The organism is Candidatus Burkholderia verschuerenii (assembly GCF_001189365.1).
Taxonomy (GTDB): domain Bacteria; phylum Pseudomonadota; class Gammaproteobacteria; order Burkholderiales; family Burkholderiaceae; genus Caballeronia; species Caballeronia verschuerenii.
Window position 1 is genome coordinate 57,712 of sequence record NZ_LFJJ01000006.1, and the last position, 17,825, is coordinate 75,536.

The 17,825-nt window shown below is 63.4% G+C and carries 16 protein-coding genes and 3 pseudogenes; 14 read left to right on the forward strand and 5 right to left on the reverse strand.

The annotated features are described in order from the left end of the window. Position 1: 1 nt before the first annotated feature. The 5 genes from BVER_RS02860 (at position 2) to BVER_RS02880 (ending at position 4,842) form a co-directional block, all read left to right on the forward strand. Positions 2-1,339, forward strand: coding sequence for an MFS transporter (locus tag BVER_RS02860; protein ID WP_050451998.1), 1,338 nt, complete (start codon positions 2-4; stop codon positions 1,337-1,339). Positions 1,340-1,513: 174 nt separating this feature from the next. Further along, positions 1,514-2,539, forward strand: a complete 1,026-nt coding sequence (locus tag BVER_RS02865) for an amidohydrolase family protein (RefSeq protein ID WP_050451999.1) — start codon at positions 1,514-1,516, stop codon at positions 2,537-2,539. A gap of 2 nt (positions 2,540-2,541) precedes the next feature. Next, the gene (gene ligK / locus BVER_RS02870; protein WP_050452000.1) at positions 2,542-3,225 is read left to right on the forward strand and encodes a 4-carboxy-4-hydroxy-2-oxoadipate aldolase/oxaloacetate decarboxylase; all 684 of its coding nucleotides are present in this window, start codon (positions 2,542-2,544) and stop codon (positions 3,223-3,225) included. Next, positions 3,225-3,908, forward strand: coding sequence for a substrate-binding domain-containing protein (locus BVER_RS02875; RefSeq protein WP_232316350.1), 684 nt, complete (start codon positions 3,225-3,227; stop codon positions 3,906-3,908). Before ligK ends, BVER_RS02875 begins: the two co-directional genes overlap by 1 nt. 55 nt (positions 3,909-3,963) lie before the next feature. After that, on the forward strand, positions 3,964-4,842 hold the full coding sequence (locus tag BVER_RS02880; RefSeq protein WP_050452001.1) for a LysR family transcriptional regulator: 879 nt from the start codon (positions 3,964-3,966) through the stop codon (positions 4,840-4,842). Here the strand turns inward: BVER_RS02880 and BVER_RS29770 are convergent. Beyond that, positions 4,834-5,235 carry a DUF2182 domain-containing protein gene (locus tag BVER_RS29770; RefSeq protein WP_232316351.1) on the reverse strand — a complete coding sequence of 134 codons (402 nt, stop codon included), beginning with the start codon at positions 5,233-5,235 and terminating at the stop codon, positions 4,834-4,836. The two genes, BVER_RS02880 and BVER_RS29770, sit on opposite strands and share 9 nt — an antisense overlap. 29 nt (positions 5,236-5,264) lie before the next feature. Here BVER_RS29770 and BVER_RS33265 point away from each other — a divergent pair, with 29 nt between their 5' ends. From BVER_RS33265 to BVER_RS33275, 6 genes and pseudogenes are all read left to right on the forward strand, one after another. Next, complete coding sequence (locus BVER_RS33265; RefSeq protein WP_050452003.1) at positions 5,265-5,597, forward strand: hypothetical protein; 333 nt, start codon at positions 5,265-5,267, stop codon at positions 5,595-5,597. 24 nt (positions 5,598-5,621) lie between these two features. Further along, positions 5,622-6,844, forward strand: a pseudogene (locus BVER_RS02895) (helix-turn-helix domain-containing protein). A 99-nt stretch (positions 6,845-6,943) separates the two neighbouring features. After that, positions 6,944-7,597: a Vgb family protein gene (locus tag BVER_RS02900; protein ID WP_050452004.1), complete on the forward strand. Its 654-nt coding sequence runs from the start codon at positions 6,944-6,946 to the stop codon at positions 7,595-7,597. Between the two features lie 376 nt (positions 7,598-7,973). Next, positions 7,974-10,151 carry a hybrid sensor histidine kinase/response regulator gene (locus BVER_RS02905; protein WP_083452018.1) on the forward strand — a complete coding sequence of 726 codons (2,178 nt, stop codon included), beginning with the start codon at positions 7,974-7,976 and terminating at the stop codon, positions 10,149-10,151. 105 nt (positions 10,152-10,256) lie between these two features. Continuing rightward, complete coding sequence (locus BVER_RS33270; protein WP_232316352.1) at positions 10,257-11,744, forward strand: diguanylate cyclase domain-containing protein; 1,488 nt, start codon at positions 10,257-10,259, stop codon at positions 11,742-11,744. Continuing rightward, positions 11,745-12,515, forward strand: a pseudogene (locus BVER_RS33275) (EAL domain-containing protein). A gap of 10 nt (positions 12,516-12,525) precedes the next feature. On the opposite strand, the gene cadR reads toward BVER_RS33275, so the two are convergent. Next, positions 12,526-12,957, reverse strand: a complete 432-nt coding sequence (cadR, locus tag BVER_RS02915) for a Cd(II)/Pb(II)-responsive transcriptional regulator (RefSeq protein ID WP_050452005.1) — start codon at positions 12,955-12,957, stop codon at positions 12,526-12,528. 76 nt (positions 12,958-13,033) lie between these two features. Here cadR and BVER_RS02920 point away from each other — a divergent pair, with 76 nt between their 5' ends. Next, positions 13,034-15,241 (forward strand): heavy metal translocating P-type ATPase, encoded by a 2,208-nt coding sequence (locus BVER_RS02920; protein WP_370444174.1) that lies wholly within the window; start codon positions 13,034-13,036, stop codon positions 15,239-15,241. Positions 15,242-15,302: 61 nt separating this feature from the next. After that, a complete protein-coding gene (locus BVER_RS02925) occupies positions 15,303-15,605 on the forward strand; it encodes a zinc ribbon domain-containing protein (protein ID WP_050452007.1) in 303 nt (100 codons plus the stop codon). A 5-nt stretch (positions 15,606-15,610) separates the two neighbouring features. Here BVER_RS02925 and BVER_RS02930 read toward each other — a convergent pair whose 3' ends face one another. Both BVER_RS02930 and BVER_RS33280 read right to left on the reverse strand, forming a co-directional pair. Then, entirely contained in the window at positions 15,611-16,327 is a 717-nt protein-coding gene (locus tag BVER_RS02930) for a substrate-binding domain-containing protein (protein WP_232316353.1), read from the reverse strand. After that, positions 16,255-16,629 carry a hypothetical protein gene (locus BVER_RS33280; RefSeq protein ID WP_232316354.1) on the reverse strand — a complete coding sequence of 125 codons (375 nt, stop codon included), beginning with the start codon at positions 16,627-16,629 and terminating at the stop codon, positions 16,255-16,257. Before BVER_RS33280 ends, BVER_RS02930 begins: the two co-directional genes overlap by 73 nt. A gap of 223 nt (positions 16,630-16,852) precedes the next feature. Between BVER_RS33280 and BVER_RS02935 the strand changes: the two genes are divergently transcribed. Beyond that, positions 16,853-17,569, forward strand: a complete 717-nt coding sequence (locus BVER_RS02935; protein ID WP_050452008.1) for an NAD(P)/FAD-dependent oxidoreductase — start codon at positions 16,853-16,855, stop codon at positions 17,567-17,569. Between the two features lie 71 nt (positions 17,570-17,640). Here the strand turns inward: BVER_RS02935 and BVER_RS02940 are convergent. Further along, positions 17,641-17,825, reverse strand: a pseudogene (locus BVER_RS02940) (IS5/IS1182 family transposase); the annotation flags it as partial.

The window sequence follows — 17,825 nt, forward strand, 5'->3', positions numbered from 1 at the left end:
CATGAGCAGAACCATCGACATCAAGGGCTTGATCGACGAACGGCCCATATCCGCCTACCAGTGGCTGCTGGTCGCACTGTGCTTTCTCGTCGTGACGGCGGACGGCATGGACGTGGCGATCATGGGCTTTATCGCGCCGTCGATCATCGCGGACTGGCATATTTCGCGGCCCGCATTCGGGCTCGTGATGAGCGCCGCGCCCATCGGACTCGTGATCGGCGCGCTCGCGGCCGGACCGGCATCGGACCGGATCTGGCGCAAGGGCGTGTTGATCACGTCGGTGTTTCTATTCGGCGTGTTCACGATCGCGACGGCGTTCACGACATCGCCTGCGAGCATGGCGGTGCTGCGCGTGCTGACCGGCATCGGACTCGGCGCCGCGATGCCGAACACGACGACGCTGCTCTCCGAGTATGCGCCGCAGCGCAAGCGCGCGTTGCTGATCACCATCATGTTCACGGGCTTCAATCTCGGCTCGGCGTTGATCGGCTTCGTCGCGGGCTCGCTGATTCCGACGCACGGATGGCGGTCGGTGCTGATCTTCGGCGGCGGCTTGCCCTTGCTGCTGATTCCCTTGCAAATCTGGCTGCTGCCTGAATCGGCGCGATTGCTCGCGGTGCGCGGCGCGTCGTCGGAGAAGGTCGGCACGGTGCTCGGACGTGTGCTCGGCATGCGCTTCGCGGGCGACGAGACTTTTGTTTCGGCCGAGCCGCCGTTGCCTACCAAGAAGCCTATCGGTGTGCTGTTTTCGCAAGGCTACGGGTTGATGACCGCCGCGTTGTGGATCACGTATTTCATGGGACTGCTGGTCATTTATCTGCTGACCGGCTGGCTGCCGACCTTGATGAAAGATGCGGGCTTGAGCGTGAGCGCCGCTGCCAACGTAACGGCGATGTTTCAGATCGGCGGCACGATCGGCGCGATTCTCGTCGGGTTCGTCATGGATCGGGCGCGGCCGGCGCCGGTTATCAATGTGGCTTATCTCGGCGGAGCTGTTTGTGTGCTTGGGCTTGCCTGGATTGGTGCTTTGTCATCTTCGCTTGCTTTGCTTGTGTTTGCTGCCGGGTTCTGTATGAGCGGCGCTCAGACTGGGTTGAATGCGTTTGCTCCTAGTCGGTATCCGACTGTTGCTCGGGCTACCGGTGTGAGCTGGATGCTCGGGATGGGGCGGTTTGGAAGTATTTTTGGATCGGCTTTTGGTAGGGCGCTGTTGGGACTGGGGTGGGAGTTTGGGGCGATCCTGGCGATGCTTGCCGTGCTGGCGGCGTTGGCTGCTGTTGCGGTGCTTGTTGCGCAGAGTTCGCGGGGGCGGGAGGTTGGGGTTCCGGTTGTGCATTAGACGGTTGTTGCTTCGTTTATTGCAGTAACCGCCTCCCCGGCGGAGGGTCACTTTCTTTGCCGCCGCAAAGAAAGTGACCCTCCGCCGGGGAGGCGGTTACTGAACAAAACCGGCTACTGAATAAACCACAGCAACACCAGATCCACGACGTAACCAAAGCGGAGCAAACAAGAAATGATCATCGACATCCACGGCCACTACACCACGGCCCCAAGCGCCTTGGAAGAATGGCGTAAAAAGCAAATAAACGCGCTAAAGAACCCCAAAGAAGCCCCAAACAAATCAGAGCTAAAAATCACCGACGATGAACTAAAAGAAACAATAGAGCAAAACCAGCTAAGGTTAATGAAGGAAAGAGGCTTAGACATGACGGTATTCAGTCCAAGGGCCAGCTTCATGGCCCACCACATCGGCGATTACGAAACCTCGGCGACTTGGTCCGCAATCTGCAACGAGCTGTGCTACCGCGTAAGCGAACTTTTCTCCGACCATTTCGTCCCAGCGGCCATGCTGCCGCAAAGCCCCGGCGTCGACACGAGCACGTGCATCGCCGAACTCGAGAAATGCGTCGAGCAATACGGCAATGTGGCGACCAACCTGAACCCGGATCCATCGGGTGACCACTGGACCAGCCCGCCGCTGTCCGATCGCTACTGGTATCCGATCTACGAAAAGATGGTCGAGTACGACATCCCCGCGATGATCCACGTCAGCACGAGCTGCAACGCATGCTTCCACACGACCGGCGCGCATTACCTCAACGCCGATACGACCGCGTTCATGCAATGCCTTACGTCCGACCTGTTCCGCGATTTTCCGACGCTCAGGTTCGTGATTCCGCACGGTGGCGGCGCGGTGCCCTATCACTGGGGACGCTTTCGCGGTCTCGCGCAGGAGCTGAAAAATCCCTTGCTGAAGGACCATCTGCTCAACAACATCTTCTTCGATACCTGCGTGTATCACCAGCCCGGCATCGATCCGCTGACGCGCGTGATTCCCGTCGACAACATCCTCTTCGCAAGCGAGATGATCGGCGCGGTGCGCGGCATCGATCCCGAGTCGGGACACTATTTCGACGATACGAAACGCTATGTCGACGCGGCGAGCATCGAGCCCGATGCACGCTACAAGATTTACGAAGGCAACGCGCGACGCGTCTATCCGCGTCTCGATGCAAGGCTCAAGGCAAAAGGACAATGACCATGTTTGAACTCGGTGTGGTGTATCGCAACATCAATCGCGCGGACGGCGACGTCGCCACCAAACTCGGCGCGCTCGGCAGCGCGACCGTGCATGAAGCAATGGGCCGCGTCGGCCTGCTCAAGCCTTATATGCGGCCCATCTACAACGGCGCGCAAGTCGGCGGCACGGCGGTGACCGCGCTGCTGCAACCCGGCGACAACTGGATGATGCATGTCGCCGCCGAACAGATCAGACCGGGCGATATCGTCGTCGCCGCCTGCACGACGGACAACACCGACGGCTTCTTCGGCGATCTGCTGGCGACGAGCTTCAAGGCGCGCGGCGCACGCGCGTTGATCATCGACGGCGGCGTGCGCGACGTGCGCGTGCTCACGGAGATGAACTTCCCCGTGTGGAGCCGCGCGATCTCGTCGAAAGGCACGGTGAAGGCCACGCTCGGCTCGGTCAACATTCCGGTGGTCTGCGCGGGCGCGCCGGTCACGCCCGGCGATGTGATCGTCGCGGACGACGACGGCGTGGTCGTGGTGCCGTCCGCGATGGCCGCGAAAGTGCTGGAGAAAGCCGCCGCGCGCGAAGCGCTCGAAGGCGAAAAGCGCGCGAAGCTCGCCGACGGCGTGCTCGGCCTCGACATGTACAACATGCGCGAACCGCTCGCGAAAGCGGGCCTGCGCTATATCGACTGATGAAGCTCACCGGCATTTCATCGATGGCGACGCGTCAGGTGCTCGCCGATCTCGCCGATGCCTACGCGCATCGTACCGGGCAGCACGTGGCGATCCAATCGGTGGGCGGCGTTGCGGCGGCGAAGCGCGTGGCCGAAGGCGAATCGTTCGATATCGTCGTGCTGGCATCGGCGGCGATCGACACACTGATCGCAGCGGGCCGCGTCGACGCGACGAGTCGCGTGAGTGTCGCGCGTTCAGGCGTGTCCGTCGCGGTTGCGGCGGGTTCGCGGCATCCGTCGATCGACACCGAAGTCGATGTGCGCGCGGCCTTGCTGTCGGCGCGTAGCATCGGCTATTCGACGGGCCCGAGCGGCGCGTATCTGACGAAGCTGTTCGAGCGCTGGAACATCGCCGATGCGATCGCGTCGCGGATCGTGCAGGCGCCGCCCGGCGTGGCGGTCAGATCGTTGATCGCGAAGGGCGAGGTCGAACTCGGCTTTCAGCAGACGAGCGAGCTGATCGGCGTGGAAGGCATCGACATACTCGGGCCGCTGCCGCACGCGATTCAGGCCGTCACCGTGTTTCAGGCCGCGATTTGCACCAACGCGCATGCGCCGCAAGAGGCGCGCGCCTGGCTCGCCTTTCTGACGTCGCCCGATGCCGATGAGGTAAAATTGCGTCACGGTATGGAGCCTGCGTGAACGTTGCGGCAGGCCATGCCCTTCGCCAACGAACGCGCACGACGCATACGATGCAATGCTCAATCCACAATGGTTGCGGACCTTCGGGGCGCTGGTCGAAATCGGCAACTTCACGCGTGCCGCCGAACGGCTGAATCTGACGCAGGCGGCGGTGAGTCAGCATCTTCGTCATCTCGAGGATGAACTCGGTTTGCTCGTGATTCGCCGGCCGCGCGGTATCGAACTGACGCCTGCGGGGCAGGCGCTGATCGACTATTGCGCGGAAACGGAACTGGCGCGCAAGCGCCTCGACTCGCGCCTCGCGGGCCGCGACGACGACACGGGCGAGATCGGCGTGATCAGTCCCGGCAGCATCGGGCTGGCGCTGTTTCCGTTGCTGCTCGACTGGCAGGAGCGGCATCCGGAGTGGAAAATGCGTCATCGTTTCGCGCCGGATTCGGAGGTGCTCGAAGCGATACTGGAGAATCGCTACGACATCGGCTTCGTCACGCTAAAGCCCGACGATACGCGTCTCGCCGCGAGCAAGTTCAGCGAGGAGCCTCTCGAACTGGTCGTGCCCAAAGGCGCGCGCGTGCACGAGTGGCGTGATCTGGAGGCGCTCGGTTTCATCGACCATCCCGATGGGCAGGCGATGGCGAATCGTCTGTTGAGCCGGCGATTTCCGGGGCATCCGGGTATTCGCGCGCTGACGCGTCATGGCTTCAGCAATCAGATCGGGCTCATTCTGGAATTCGTTGCGCGCGGGTTGGGCTTCACGGTGATACCGCGTTATGCGCGCGTGGCGTTCGGCGGGCAGGATGCTATCGAAGTGGTCGAATGCGGCGAGCCGCTCGTCGATACCTTGTGGCTGATTCATCGCGCGGAATGGCCGCTAGCCGCGCGGTGTGCGCGGGTGGTGGAATATTTGCGAGCGTGCATGAAACCATCATCGTGAGACGAGCAGCGTCACACCCACCCCCATCACCGCCACCCCGACGATCCGCTCCTTCCCCGGCATCCATCGCTCGATGGTAATAGCCACCGTCACAAAGGCCATCGCGCGAAAATCCATCACGCCGATCACGCAGAGCACGGCGGTCAGCGGCGCGCAGCACGCGACGCAATGCAAGCCGTACCGCAACGCATTCGCACTCGCGCACATCGACCGGCAACACGCAAGCATTCGCGCCTTCCATCGGCTGAATTGCAACGCGCCCGCCGCGATCACGATCGACGCACCCGCGATCGGCACATAACGCGCGAGCATCGGCATGCGCAACGCGAGCGCGGCCAGCGCGACGCCCACTGCGTAGACCACCAGTCCAAAGCAGCCCCCACACGAGCGCATATACAACGCTCATCGACACACCGCGCCCGATGCGCTGTCCGCACAGCATCGGCGCGAACAACGGCAACATCATCGCCGTCATCATCGCGAGCCACATGGCGATGAAATCCGCCGCCGCGCGCAGCCAGGTCTTGCCGCAATCGCGCGTCCACATCGTCGATAGTGTCCAGCCGCCGGGCATCGGCAGCGTGAGCATCGCGTGCGAAGAAAGCAGCATCGGCGTCACGATCGCCGCAAACGCAAGCGCGGCGATGACGAGGAATCGGCGAGTCGGCGTGTTCATGATCGATACGGCCCGAGGAAAGCACGGTGTTAGATTAGGGCCGGGACCGACGACGACGGGAGTGACAAGTGTGGCGTGAATCGACGCAAGGACCGGAACGCGCATGGACTCGCTGATCACGGCCGCGGCGCGCGCGCTGGCGGCGGGCGATCCGCTGGGCGCGCTCAATCGCGTCGCGCTGCGCGACGATGCGCCCGCGCTCGCGTTGCGCGGCATCGCGATGGCGCAGCTCGGCGACTTCGATCGCGCCCGCGCGCTGATAAAAAGCGCGGCGCGCGGCTTCGGCGCGAAGGAAGCGCTGGCGCGGGCGCGCTGCGTCGTCGCGCAGGCGGAAATCGCGCTGGGATCGCGCGATCTCGCGTGGCCGACCCGCGCGCTCGATCACGCCCGCGCGACGCTCGACGCGCACGGCGATCGCGTCAACGCCGCGCATGCGCACGCGCTCGAGGTGCGCTGGCTCGCCTTCGTCGGACGTCTGGACGATGCCGAACGCCGCTTCGCCACGCTCGATACGGCCGCGCTGCCGCCTGCGTCGCAAGCCTTGCAGGCGCTGATCGAAGCGGGCATCGCGATGCGCCGGCTGCGCACCCACGCCGCCCGCGATGCGCTCGATCGCGCGGCGCGGATGGCGCGACGTTCCGGCATCGGCGCGTTGATGGCCGAAGTCGAGCAGGCCGCCGGGCTGCTGCGCGAACCGGCGGCGCGTGTCGTCGCGCGAGGCGAAGCGCGTTTGCTGCGGCTCGACGATGTCGAAGCCTTGTTCGCATCGGACATGCTGATCGTCGATGCAACCCGCAATGGCGTGCGCGCGGGCGATATCGTCGTGGCGCTCGCCACGCGTCCGGTGCTTTTCACGCTCGCGCGCATGTTCGGCGAAGCGTGGCCCGGCGATGCATCGCGCGATGCGTTGATCGCCGGCGCGTTTCGCATCGGGCACGCGGACGAGACGCATCGCGCGCGGCTGCGCGTCGAGATGGGCCGGCTGCGCACGATGCTGCGTCCGCTCGCCGATATCGACGCGACCGCGCGCGGCTTCACGCTCGCGCCGCATCGCGCGCGCGAGGTCGCGGTGCTGACGCGTCCGGTGGAAGACGATCACGCGCCGCTGCTGGCGTTTTTATCGGACGGGCAGGCGTGGTCCAGTTCGGCGCTGGCGCTTGCGCTGAACGCGAGTCAGCGCACCGTGCAGCGCGCGCTCGATGCATTGGCGTCGGCGCACAAGGTGCAATCGATCGCGGGCGCGGGCGCCGCTGGATCACGCCGCCGATGCCGGGTTTCGCCACGGCGCTGCTGCTGTCGCCGACGCTGACGCTGACGAGCGATTGATCGCATCGCCCACTTTTCACGACGCCCTTGTTACTCCCGCACTTCGCGCCGCGTTGAGTAGCATGAACGCACGATCAACCTTCCAGCGAGGATGCGGACATGAAACGGGCAAAAGCTGAAATCATCCGCGAATACGGGCCTTTTCCGGAAATCGACGGCGCGCATGGCGTGACCTGGGACGGCGCTCAGGTCTGGTTCGCCGCCGGCGATACGCTCAACGCGCTCGATCCCGACAGCGGCGAGCGTCCGCGCAAGCTGGATGTCGCCGCGCACGCGGGCACGGCCTTCGACGGCACGCATCTCTATCAGATCGCGGAAGACCGCATCCAGAAGATCGATCCGCACACGGGCCGCGTGCTGTCGACCATTCCCGCGCCGGGCGGCAGCGCGGATTCGGGGCTCGCGTGGGCCGAGGGCACGCTCTGGGTCGGGCAGTATCAGGCGCGCAAAATTCATCAGGTCGATCCGGCCGACGGCGCGATTTTGCGCACCATCGAGTCGAATCGTTTCGTGACCGGCGTGACCTGGGTCGATGGCGAGCTGTGGCACGCGACCTGGGAAGCCGACGAAAGCGAGTTGCGTCGCGTCGATCCGGCCAGCGGCGAAGTGATGGAGCGTCTGGAGATGCCGGAAGGCACGGGCATCTCGGGACTCGAATCGGACGGCGGCGAGCGCTTTTTTTGCGGCGGCGGACGCACCGGCAAAATCCGCGCGGTACGGCGGCCCGCGCGACGCGCGGCGAAGAACGAGTAAGCCAGCCAGTAAGCCGAAATGTTCGCACCACTGCAAGACGCCTGCCACCCAATAAAACGCCTCGTGCCCTGAAACGAGGCGTCAAACTTTACTTCAAGCGATCACAAGCCCCTCGCGTCGAAAGACGGCGAGGGGCTTTTCATTGCAGATGTAACGTTTGCGCGATGTCGGCGCGGCAGGAGTGCGACTTGCTCAATCGCGAGCAAACGCGTATTTCTTCAGCACGTTTCGCGCGAGTCCGATGCGCATCATGCGCGCAAGGCGATGTCCACTCGCTTCGATCCGCGTTAGCCTTTAAGCTGTCGATCCGTAAGCGCCGGGATGCCGCGCGTCGTCACGCAATGACGCTTTTCAATGACTCGTCAGGGAATCGCTTTTGACTTCCACCGTTTCCGATCATCTTCAACTCGATTCGTGGATCGGCGAAACCGCCCGCGCCATTCGTCAGTTCGATTGGAGCAACACGCCGCTCGGCGCGATCGACGACTGGCCGCAGCATCTCCGCTCCGTCGTGCAGGTGATGCTGCGCAACGCCTTGCCGATGGCCGTGCTGTGGGGCGAAGAGGGCACGCTGCTCTATAACGACGCGTACGCGAAATTCTCCGGCGCGCGGTATCCGCGGATACTCGGCATGTCGATTGTCGAGGCGTGGCCGGAAGCGGCCGAGTTCAATCGCAATGTCGTCGATGCCGGGCTGCGCGGCGAATCGCTGTCGTATCACGATATCTCCTTCGAACTCGCGCGCGAGGGCGAAAGCGCCGAAGTGTGGCTCGATCTGCACTACAGCCCGGTCGCATCGAACGAAGGCTTGCCGGTCGGTACGCTGGCGATCGTCGTCGAAACCACCGGACGCGTGCTGCTCGAACGCAATCGCGCGTCGGCGGAAGCGGCGTTTCGCGAGGCGAGCGAGCGGCTGCAACTGGCGCTGAATTCGGGCGCGGTGCGCGGCACCTTCGTGTGGGAGATTCGCGCGAATCGCGTGAAGGGCGACGAGCGTTTCGCGCGCACCTTTGCCTTCACGGACGATGAAGTGGACACGGGCTTCCCGATCGAACGGGCGCTGGCCGTGGTTCATCCCGCCGATCGCGAACGCGTGTCGGCGCTAATCTCGCGGACGGTGCGCGACGGCACGCCGTATCGCGCGGAATATCGCGTGGGCTCGGAGGACGAAGGCTGGACGTGGATTGCCGCATCGGGCCGCTGCGAATACGACGCCGACGGCCAGCCGCGCCGTTTTCCCGGCGTGATCGTCGATATCCACGATCGCAAGATCGCCGAGGAAAGACTGAAGGAACTGACGCGCGGCCTTGAAGACAAGGTGTCGGAAGCGGTCGCGGCGCGCGTCGCGGTGGAAGCGCAATTGCGCCAGAGCCTCAAGATGGAAGCGCTCGGCGCGATGACCGGCGGCGTCGCGCACGACTTCAACAACACCTTGCAGGCGATCAGCGGCAATCTGCAATTGCTGCAATACCTGCCGCCCGACGACAGCCGCGTGCCCGCGCGGGTGCAGGCGGCGCTCGAAGCCGTGCAGCGCGGCGCGAAGCTCGCGTCGCAATTGCTGTCGTTCGCGCGGCGTCAGCCGCAATCGCCGGTCGTGATCAATCCGCGCCGTCTGTTCGACGAGTTGCGCGAACTGCTGCAGCACGCGGTCGGCTCGGGCGTGAGCATCGCGACCTTGCTGCCGGATCATCCGTGGAATTTTTGCGTCGACCGCAATCAGCTGGAAAACGCGCTGCTCAATCTGGCGATCAACGCGCGCGACGCCATTCGCGGCGACGGCAAGTTCACGGTCGCCTGCTCCAACGAAACGCTCGACGCCGTGGCCTGCGAAGGCAAGGACCTGCGCCCCGGCGAATACGTGCGCCTGACGGCGTCGGACACCGGTTCCGGCATGACGCCCGAAGTTCTCGAACGAGCGTTCGAACCGTTCTTCACGACCAAGCCGGACGGCCACGGCACCGGGCTCGGCCTGTCGATGGTATTCGGCTTCGTCAAGCAGTCGGGCGGACATATCGCGGTGTCGAGCACGATCGGCGTCGGCACGACCGTCGAGATTCTGTTCCCGCGCAGCGGCGATCACGAATCCGCGCCGGCCGAGACGCCGACCATGACCGCGCTCACCGGCAACGCCACCGTGCTCGTGGTCGACGACGATCCCGCCGTGCTGGCATCGACCGTCGCGATTCTGGAGGCGATGCACTTCGCCGTGCTCAAGGCCTCGAACGACGCCGCCGCGCTGAGCGTGCTGGAAAGCGGCCTCGGCGTGGACCTGATCCTCACCGACGTGGTGATGCCCGGCCGCGTGAAATGCGCCGATCTGGCCGAATGGGCGTTCGCGCAGGCGCGCCCGGTGCCGGTGATCTACGCATCCGGCTATACGCGCGACATCCTCTCGCGCGACGGCGTGCTCCGGCCGAACGTCACGCTGCTCAACAAGCCGTATCGTGCGGAAATGCTCGCCCGCGAGATTTCGACCGCACTGCAACGCGCCGCGCAGGGTTTTATCGCCGATATGTATGTACATAAAACATGTGCGTTTTGCGCATCTATCTAAAGATTTAGCCGATAGCGCCGACAAACAGCCCAAGAGTCCAATGTTTGACCAACGACAAATAGGGTTGAAGCGGTGCAGGGAAGAGCGAGCGATTTTCTCGGACACATGAGCGACACGGTCGCCAAGCGGTTGCCTTATATCGAATGGGCGGTCCGGCTGGACCGTTTCGGCCTTGCGTTCTTCGCGGTGGTGACGATGGCGATCGTGTCGCTATTCGTGCCGCAGCCGATCAGCAATATGCTGGCGATGGGCGCGGCCGCCGCGATGGTGTTCATCCATCAGGGACAGCAGGCGCGCCGGCGGATTTTCGCGGCCAATCAATTGTCGCACGGCTTGCTGTCGATCGCCGAGGACTGCATCAAGCTGCTCGATCTCCAGGGGCGGATCATCTGCGTGTCGGAAGTCGGGCGCAGTCTGATCGAGGCGAAGTGTATCGACGATCTCGTCGGTATCGAATGGCTCGACCTGTGGGAAGGTCCGGATGCGCGCGCTGCGTTCGATCAGGCGCTCGCCGGTCAATCGACGCAATTCTCCGGCTCGTGCCGCACCTTCGGCGGCGCGCTCAAATGGTGGACATCGAGCTTCGCGCCGGTCTACGGCGAGCACGGCAAAGTCACGGCCGTGCTGTGCAAGTCGCGCGACATCACCGCCGAAGTTGCGCTGATCGACGAACTGCGCGGCAATGCGCGCGTGCAGAAAGACATGGAAGATCACGTCGATGCCGTGTTCTGGACCGCCAGCGCCGATTTCCGCGAACTGCTGCTGCATGTGAGCTCGGCCTTCGAGCGCATGTGGGAAATGCCGGTGTCCGCGCTCAAGGAAGACGAAACCTCGTGGGCGCAGCGCGTGCATAGCGAAGACATGCCCGAATTGCGCGGCAAGATGCGCAGCGCCGTGAATTCCGGTGTGCCGTCGCAAAGCTACTTCCGTCTCGCGCTGCCCGACGAACGCACGCGCTGGGTGCGCGCCGATATCTATCCGGTAATCGAAAACGGCGCGGTGTCGCGCGTGGTGAGCGTCTGCGTCGATGCCACCGAAGAGCGCATGCGTCTCGCGGAACTGCACAAGCTCGCGAATATCGACAGCCTCACCGGTCTGCACAACCGCAACGCGATGACGGAGGCGATCGTTCAGCGCTGCGAGTCGGGCGAGCCGCTCGCCTATCTGTTCGTCGATATCGACCGCTTCAAGTCCATCAACGATTCCGCCGGTCACACGGCGGGCGATACCGTGCTCAAAGCGATTGCCGAGCGCATTCGCGCGGCGCTGCCGAAAGGCGCGATCATCGCGCGTCCGGGCGGCGACGACTTCACCATCGTGCTGCCGGGCGCGTTCGATCAGGAACGCATCGAGCGCGCGTGCCGGCGTATCGCGCTGGCGTGTCATCGGCCGATCAAGGTCGGTTGCAAGAACGTGACGATGTCGTGTTCGATCGGCGTCGCGCTGTTCCCGGAGCATGGCCGCACGCCGGAAGAGTTGTTCATCAGCGCGGACATGGCGATGTATGCCGCAAAGCGCGCGGGCCGCAACACGTTCCGCGTGTTCGGCGAACGCGAGAAAGACGACCTCGCGCGCATTCAGCTCGAAGCGTAATTGCACGACGCGATCCGCGACGATCAGTTCGTGCTGCACTATCAGCCGCAGTATGTGGTGGAGTCGGGCGAACTCGTCGGCGTCGAGGCGCTGGTGCGCTGGGATCATCCGCAACTCGGCCTGCTCGGGTCCGGCGCGTTCGTGCCAGTGCTCGAGGAAAGCACGCTGATTTTCGATGCGGGCCACTGGATCATGCGCGAAGCCGTGCAAGCGGCCGGCCGTTTCGCCGCGACGATGCCGTCGGTGAAATCGGTGGCGATCAACGTGTCGCCGAAGCAGTTCCGCGATCCGCGTCTCGTCTCCGTGCTGCGTCAGGCGATCAAGCGCTGGTACATCGATCCGCGCCGTATCGTGCTTGAGATTACCGAGTCGGCTCTGATCGAAAACGTCGATGATTCGCAGTACATACTAACGTAGATGCGCGAAATTGGCGTGCGTATCGCCATCGACGATTTCGGCATGGGCTATTCGAGTCTCAGCTATCTCACGCGTTTCAGGCCCGATCTGCTCAAGCTCGACAAATCGTTCGTCGATGCGATCGCAACCGACGAGATGACCTACACCGTCGTGGAAGGAGTGATCGATCTCGCGCACAAGCTGGGCGTGACCGTCGTGGCCGAAGGCGTCGAAACGCCCGACCAGCTCGCGCGCCTGCGCGATGCGCACTGCGACAAGCTGCAAGGCTTCCTGTTGAGCCGTCCGGTGCCGATGGAGCGCCTGCTCGAACTCGATACGAACGCATCGACGCCCGCCGCGCACACGATGCATTGAGCGGCCCGCTTCAGCCGAGATGCGTTTTCCTTGCTTTCGGCTTGGACGTTTCCTTCGACGACAATTCCTGCAGGATCGCGCATGTGTGCACGTTGTGTTCGCCGCGACACAACTCGCGCAGCGCGGTCAGATGATCGCGCAAACGGATCAGCTCATCGATACGCACACGGACATGATCGATGTGCGTATCGATGAGCGTGTTGATCGCGCAGCAGTGCGGCGCATGCGAATCGACCGCTTGCAGCAGCGCGCGCACTTCGTCGTGCGTCATGTCGAACTCGCGGCAATTGCGGATCAGGCGCATGCGTTCCACATGCGTATCGTCGTACGTGCGGTAGTTGGATTGCGTGCGTTCCGTGGGCGGCAGCAAGCCTTCCTTTTCGTAGAAGCGGATCGTGTCTGGCGTGCAGTTCGTGATCCGGGCAAGTTCTCCGATTTTCATTTCGACATCCTTCCTTCTTGACTCTGGAGTGACTCCAGGGTGTTTACTTGAACACAAGTCAACGAAGGAAACCAGCATGTTGCACCTCGAAGATGTAACCAGAGCTTGCGATGACGCAAGCAGCCGCAACACGCCTGTCGCTGCCGCCGAAGCGGCTACCGAACGTGTCTGTGTGCGTACGCGCATCCATCTCGCGCAGATGGATTGCCCATCCGAAGAAGCGCTGATTCGCGTCAAGCTCGGCAAGATGCCGGCGATCGTATCGATGGAATTCGATCTGCTGCTGCGCGTGTTGATCGTCGAACATGAGGAAGGCGCGTTGCCGTCGATCTTCGATGCATTGCGTTCGCTCGGCTTCGATTCATCGCCCGAGAAAGCGTCCGAGAAAGTGCCCAAGAAGCGTCGCATATGGCCGCTCGCGCTGGCTTGCGTGAGCGCGGCGTTATCCGAAACCGCAAGCTGGCTCGCGCAACCGTCATGGGTCGTCGCGGCACTGGCGTTGTGTGCGGTGGCCGCATGCGGGTTGACCACGTATCGCAAGGGAATCGTCGCGATACGCAACGGCAAGCTGAACATCAACGCGCTGATGAGTATCGCCGTGACTGGCGCGATACTGATCGGCCAATGGCCCGAGGCAGCGATGGTCATGACGCTCTTCACCATCGCGGAGTTGATCGAGGCGCAGTCGCTGCAACGCGCGCGCAATGCCATCGTCGGATTGATGACGCTCGCGCCCGACACCGTCAACGCGATGCAACCGGACGGCACCTGGCGCGACACGGATGCACGCGCGATCATGCCGTGTGCGATCGTGCGCGTGAAGCCGGGCGAGCGCATCGCGCTCGATAGCGTGATCGTGCTCGGACAATCGACGATCGATCAGGCGTCCATCACGGGCGAAAGCATTCCGGTCGAAAAGACCAAGGGCGATGCCGTGTATGCGGGCACCATCAACCAGACCGGCGCGTTCGAATTTCGCGTGACGACGCAGGCGAACGACACCACGCTCGCGCGCATCGTGGCCGCTGTCGAACAGGCGCAATCGTCGAAAGCGCAGACGCAGAGTTTCATCGATCGCTTCGCGCGTATCTTCGATCGCTTCGCGCGTATCTATACGCCTGCCGTGCTGGTCATCGCGTTGTCGATTGCGATCGTGCCGCTCGTGCTCGGCTGGGGCGCGCCGCTCGAATGGGCGCATCGCGCGCTCGTGCTGCTGGTGATCGCGTGTCCGTGCGCGCTGCTGATCTCGACGCCCGTTACGATCGTGAGCGGTCTTGCCGCTGCGGCGCGTCGCGGTATTCTGATCAAGGGCGGCATGTTTCTCGAACTCGGGCGCAAGCTCGACTGGCTCGCGATCGACAAGACCGGCACGCTCACGCACGGCAAACCGGTGCAGACGGCCTTCGAGCGCGTTCAGACGGATGACGACGACGCCCACGTTCGCACGCTCGCCGCGAGTCTCGCGGAGCGATCGGATCATCCGGTATCGAACGCGATCACGCGCGCGGCCGAAGAAGACGGCGTGCGTCTCTACATGGTGAAGAACTTCAAGGCGAGGCCCGGACTCGGCGTGCGCGGCACCATCGCGGGTCGCATGGTCTGGCTTGGCAATTATCGTCTGATGGAGCGCGAGAGTTTCGTGACGGCGGAACTGCGCCGGCGCGTGGAAGCATTGGAGCGCGAAGGACGCACTGTCGTCATGCTGTGCGACGAGCAAAACGTGCGCGGCATATTCGCCGTCGCCGATACGGTGAGACCGACGAGCCACGCGGCGATCGCGCGTCTGCATGCGCTCGGCGTGCGCACCGCGATGCTCAGCGGCGACAACATCCGCACCGCGAAAGCAGTGGCGCGCGATGTCGGTATCGATCGCGTCGAGGGCGATCTGATGCCCGAGGGCAAGCTGCGCATTCTCACGCAGATGTCCAACGAAGGCGCGGTCGTCGGCATGGTCGGCGACGGCATCAACGACACGCTCGCGCTGGCACGCGCCGATATCGGCTTCGCGATGGGCACGATGGGCTCGGACACCGCCATCGAAACTGCCGATGTCGCGCTGATGGACGACGACTTGCGCAAGATCGGCGTCTTTATCCGGCTATCGAAGGCGACGCACGCGATCCTCGTGCAGAACATCGCGTTTTCGCTGGCGGTGAAGGCGGTTTTCATCGCGTTGGCCGTGACCGGCGCGGCGACGATGTGGATGGCCGTGTTCGCCGATGTGGGCGCGAGCCTGACCGTCGTCGGCAACGGGCTTCGCTTGCTGAGAAAGCATCTGGGTTGATATCGTTATTCAATGAAGGAATACGAAATGAGTTTCTGGCGCAGGCTTTTCGATAACACCTATGGACACGGCAACGAAGGCAGCGGGCATCAGGGGCCGTCGCGCGCGTGGACATCATCGCCGCTATGAGCCGGGCGAGTGGTTCTATCAGGACGAACCGTGGGGACGCCCCGCGGGCACGATCCCCGCGAGTCCGCCGGACGTGCCGTGCCCGAACTGCCACAAGTCGAATCCGCCGGGCACGCTCGTCTGCAAGCAATGCGAGACGCCGCTCGATCCGCTGCGTTGTTCGCGTTGCAGCGCGGCGGTGAATGCGGATGCGCGCTTCTGTCAGAGCTGCGGATATGCACGGCAGTCGCGTTAGCCGCGTCAAAGCGAATACTTGCTGCAAGTGAGTAAAGGCAGAATGGCTTGCGATCGCGCGCGGCGTGCCTCGCATACCGCGCTCAATTGTTCGACCGATGTACGCAGCAGCAGATTCATATCCTGCGTCAACACGAAGTCGATTACTTCCGATCGCAACAAGGGCTCGGTGATGCGGTTCACTTCATGCGTGACGAAGAACGTCTTGCCCGTGAGCCCGCCTTCGCGCAACGCGGCAGCGAGCCCTTCGTTGCCGCCCGCGACATTGTAGATGCCCGCGAGATCGCCATGCGTTTTGAGGAACCGTTGCGTCGCTTCGTATGTGGCCGGTCCCGAGTCGGCGCCCTTGATCACTTCGACGAGATTCACATTCGGAAAGCGCTGTCGCAGCAGGGAACGAAAGCCGATCTCGCGATCTTCGTGACAGGTGTACGAGAACGTCGCGACCACCACGGCCACCGCGGGCGAAGGCCGATCCCGCAGATGCCGTCCGATCAGAAACGCCGCCGCCTGACCCGCCGCGCGATTGTTCACGCCGACATACGCGTGACGCGCTTGGACATCGACATCGGTGACCATCGTGACGACTGCTTTGCCTTGCGCCATGCAATGACGCAACGCGGAACACGTCGAAGGCGTATTCATGCAGATCACGCCGATGCCGTGCGACGCGCGCGCGTGTTCGCGAATGCGCTGCGCGACTTCTTCATCCGACTCGCCCACGCAACGCACGAGATGAAGCCGCGCGCCTGCTTGCGCGAATTCATCTCGTGCGCGATGGCGCAGCGTTCGAATTCATCGGTGAAGGCATCGCCCGCCTGCAACAGCATCGTGAAAGTGAAGGTCTCGCGCGAAGCCGCCGCTTCGTTCGCCGATGCACGTCCGCTCAATTGCTCCAACGCGGCCGCAACGGCATGACGCGTGCGCGGATGCACGCCCGGCCGGTCGTTCAACGCACGATCGATCGTTGCGCGGCTGAGTTGCGTTGCGTCCATCAATTGCTTGAGCGTCGGCTTGCTCTTCATGATCGACATCCGGCGTAGGCGATGCTTCGCATGATGACGCAATTTGCCTCAGATTGAGACGGTGTTTTTACGGATTCGTTGTGCGTGTGGCGATTTCACGCGCGATCCTTAGGTGCAATCCATTAAAGCCTCAAAATAAGGCAAAACAGCGTTTGACGCGTGCTCAGATAGAGTTTGAAATGCCATTCGTGATGATCACGTTATCGATCGACGGGAGCGCGGCATGAATCCGATGGTGATTGCAGGCGCGGGCCAATGCGGCGCGCGCACCGCGCATGCATTGCGCGAGAACGGCTGGACCGGCGGTATCGTGTTGCTGGGCGACGAAGGCATCGCGCCTTATGAACGGCCGCCGTTGTCGAAGGCGGTGTTGCTCGGGCAGAAGAGCGTCGCACAATGCGGCATCTTCGACGATGCGTTCTTCGCGGCGCAGCACATCGAGTTGCATGTCGATGCGCCGGTGGCGCGCATCGATCGCATGCAGCGACGCGTCGTGCTCGGCGATGGCGCGTGCATCGCCTACGAACGTCTGCTGCTTGCAACGGGCGCGGAACCTCGCAAGCTCGATGTGCCCGGCAGCACGCTACGCGGCGTGCATGTGCTGCGCAACGTGCCGGATGCGCTCGCCATCGCGGGCGCGCTCGATACGGGCCGTCGCATCGCGGTGATCGGCGCGGGCTTTATCGGCCTCGAAGTCGCGGCAACGGCGGTCGCGCGCGGTTGTCATGTCACCGTGCTGGAAGCCGCGCCGCGTGCGTTGATGCGCGCGGTGCCCGAAGTCGTCGCGCAGGCGCTGATCGCGCGTCATGGGCGCATGGGCGTGGATGTGCGCGTGAATGCGCAGGTCGCGCGTATCGAAGGAAGACGCGATGCGGGACTCGCGATCGACAACGGCATCGCGGTGGACGCGACGCTGCGCACGAGCGATCCGTATATCTAGTCGGATCTGCAAAATTGAATTTGCCGGAATGGACCCGACGACGCAGTCTGGTGCAGACGTAAACGCACATCTCAGCCAGGTCTGCAGCGCACGAGTAGAGGTTGAGGCATGACGTTGAGCTGAAAACGCGCCCACGCGAGCAGCAAAAAGAATATAGGGCCAAGGCCCAGACGAACGATCGCGCGCAGCAGCCAGCGCAGGTTGTAGCCGGCCGCACACAGCACCGCATGCAGCGCGTCGCCGGTTTGCCCCTTGA

What these genes read in the sequence shown, in the direction of transcription:
- BVER_RS02860 (WP_050451998.1), top strand. Translation starts at nt 2, where the DNA reads ATGAGCAGAACCATCGACATCAAGGGCTTGATCGACGAACGGCCCATA.
- ligK (WP_050452000.1), top strand. Translation starts at nt 2,542, where the DNA reads ATGTTTGAACTCGGTGTGGTGTATCGCAACATCAATCGCGCGGACGGC.
- BVER_RS02935 (WP_050452008.1), top strand. Translation starts at nt 16,853, where the DNA reads ATGAATCCGATGGTGATTGCAGGCGCGGGCCAATGCGGCGCGCGCACC.
- BVER_RS33270 (WP_232316352.1), top strand. Translation starts at nt 10,257, where the DNA reads ATGAGCGACACGGTCGCCAAGCGGTTGCCTTATATCGAATGGGCGGTC.
- BVER_RS02900 (WP_050452004.1), top strand. Translation starts at nt 6,944, where the DNA reads ATGAAACGGGCAAAAGCTGAAATCATCCGCGAATACGGGCCTTTTCCG.
- BVER_RS02925 (WP_050452007.1), top strand. Translation starts at nt 15,303, where the DNA reads ATGGACACGGCAACGAAGGCAGCGGGCATCAGGGGCCGTCGCGCGCGT.
- BVER_RS02875 (WP_232316350.1), top strand. Translation starts at nt 3,225, where the DNA reads ATGAAGCTCACCGGCATTTCATCGATGGCGACGCGTCAGGTGCTCGCC.
- BVER_RS02880 (WP_050452001.1), top strand. Translation starts at nt 3,964, where the DNA reads ATGCTCAATCCACAATGGTTGCGGACCTTCGGGGCGCTGGTCGAAATC.
- BVER_RS29770 (WP_232316351.1), bottom strand. Translation starts at nt 5,235, where the DNA reads ATGCGCTCGTGTGGGGGCTGCTTTGGACTGGTGGTCTACGCAGTGGGC.
- BVER_RS33265 (WP_050452003.1), top strand. Translation starts at nt 5,265, where the DNA reads ATGCGCTGTCCGCACAGCATCGGCGCGAACAACGGCAACATCATCGCC.
- BVER_RS02920 (WP_370444174.1), top strand. Translation starts at nt 13,034, where the DNA reads ATGTTGCACCTCGAAGATGTAACCAGAGCTTGCGATGACGCAAGCAGC.
- BVER_RS33280 (WP_232316354.1), bottom strand. Translation starts at nt 16,629, where the DNA reads ATGAAGAGCAAGCCGACGCTCAAGCAATTGATGGACGCAACGCAACTC.
- cadR (WP_050452005.1), bottom strand. Translation starts at nt 12,957, where the DNA reads ATGAAAATCGGAGAACTTGCCCGGATCACGAACTGCACGCCAGACACG.
- BVER_RS02865 (WP_050451999.1), top strand. Translation starts at nt 1,514, where the DNA reads ATGATCATCGACATCCACGGCCACTACACCACGGCCCCAAGCGCCTTG.